Origin of the sequence: Kitasatospora sp. MY 5-36, assembly GCF_001182915.1 — a bacterium.
Lineage (GTDB): Bacteria > Actinomycetota > Actinomycetes > Streptomycetales > Streptomycetaceae > Kitasatospora.
Map to the genome: position 1 here is coordinate 1 of NZ_LFVW01000340.1, position 1,971 is coordinate 1,971.

1 protein-coding gene is annotated in these 1,971 nt (G+C 77.2%); it reads left to right on the plus strand.

Going from position 1 to position 1,971, the window contains the following annotated elements; all coding sequences use genetic code 11:
- Window positions 1-1,971 (plus strand): polyketide synthase dehydratase domain-containing protein (locus AE652_RS21450; protein WP_049653971.1); only part of this gene is annotated, 1,971 nt, incomplete at both ends.

Here is a 1,971-nt window from a genome sequence, read left to right on the forward strand (position 1 = left end):
CTGAACTCGCCGAGCTGCTGGGCTCCGTGAAGCCCCAGGCCGCTACGATCCCCTTCCTCTCCACCGTCGAGGGCCGCTGGCTGGAGGGCCCGGAGCTGGACGCCGGGTACTGGTACCGCAACCTGCGGCAGACCGTCCGCTTCGCCGACGCCGTCGAGACCCTGGCCGGCGAGGGCTTCCGGGCCTTCGTCGAGGTCAGCGCGCACCCCGTGCTCGCCCACGCCGTCGTCGAGGCCCTGGAGGAGGCCGTCCAGGCGCCGACCGTCGTCACCGGGACCCTGCGCCGCGAGGACGGCGGCTGGGACCGCGTCCTGCTCGCCGCCGCCGAACTCCACGTCCGCGGCCTGCCCGTGGACTGGTCCACGGCCCACGCCGGAGCCGGCACCGTCCGTCCCTCCGAACTGCCCACCTACGCCTTCCAGCACCAGCGCTTCTGGCTGGAGCCCGTGGCCGCCACGGGTGACGTGACCGCGTTCGGGGTCGCCGCCGCCGAGCACCCGCTGCTCGGCGCCCTGGTCGAACTGCCCGACGGGGGTGAGGTGTTCACTGGGCGGCTGTCGATCCGATCGCACCCGTGGCTGGCCGGCCACGCCGTTTCCGGGACGGTCCTGCTGCCCGGCGCGGCCTTCCTCGAACTCGCCCTGCGGGCGGGGGAGCGGACCGGTCTCGGCCGACTCGACGAGCTGGTCGTCGAGGCGCCCGGGATCCTGCCCGAGCGCGGTGGCCTCCAGGTCCGTGTCACGGTCGACCCGGCCACCGCCGACGACGACCGCCGGGCCGTCCACGTGCACTCGCGGCCCGAGGACGCGGAGGGCGGCGGGTGGACCCGGCACGCCACCGGCTTCCTGGCGGCCGAGACCGCACCGGAGTTCGGCTACGAGGCGTGGCCGCCGGCCGGCGCGGAGCCGGTCGCCCTGGACGGCTTCTACGAGCGGCTGGCCGAGGCGGGCTACGAGTACGGCGACGCGTTCCGGGGCCTGCGGGCCGCCTGGCGGTCGGGCGAGGAGGTGTTCGCCGAGGTCGCGCTGCCGGAGGAACTGACGGACTCCGCCGGGCGGTTCGGACTGCACCCGGCCCTGCTGGACGCGGCCCTGCAGTCCGCCAACCTGGGCGCGGCGCCGGTGGCCGGACCGGGGGAGGTGCTGCTGCCGTTCGCCTGGAACGACGTGGCCCTGTACGCGTCCGGGGCCACCGCGCTGCGGGTGCACTCCCGCCGGGAGGGCCCGGACAGCGTCTCCTTCGCGCTGACCGACCCGGTCGGCCGGCCCGTCGGTGCCGTCGGGGCGCTGGTCCTGCGGCCGGTGGCGCCCGAGCGGCTGTCCGCCGCCCGGGACACCGCCGCCGAGCACCTGTACCGCGTCGACTGGGCGCCCGCCGACCTGCCGCGGGCGGCGGACCGCCCGTCCGGGGAGGACGTGCTCGACCTGACCCGCGTCCCCGAGGGGCTGTCGGTGCCGCGGGCGGCCCGGGCGCTCGTCGGCGCCGCGCTCGGCGGGATCCAGGAGCACCTGGCCGGTGACTCCACCGGCCCGCTCGCGGTCCTGACCGCGCACGGCGCCGGGGACCCGGCGGCGGCCGCCGTCCGGGGCCTGGTCCGCACCGCGCAGCTCGAACACCCGGGCCGGATCGTCCTGGTGGACACCGACGGCTCGGCGGTGCCCGCCTCACTGGTGGCCGACGCGCTCGCGTCCGGTGAACCCCATGTCGCCTGGCGCGACGGGACCGCGGTGGTGCCGCGCCTGGCGCGTGCCGAGGCGCCCACCGGCACCGGTCTGGTCCTGGATCCGGTGGGGACGGTGCTGGTGACGGGTGGCACGGGGACGTTGGGCGGGTTGGTGGCCCGGCATCTGGTGGAGTCGCACGGGGTGCGGCGGCTGGTGCTGGTGAGTCGTCGTGGTGCGGCGGCGCCGGGTGCGGCGGAGCTGGTGGCCGGGCTTGAGGCGCTGGGTGCCGAGGTGGAGGTGGTGGCCG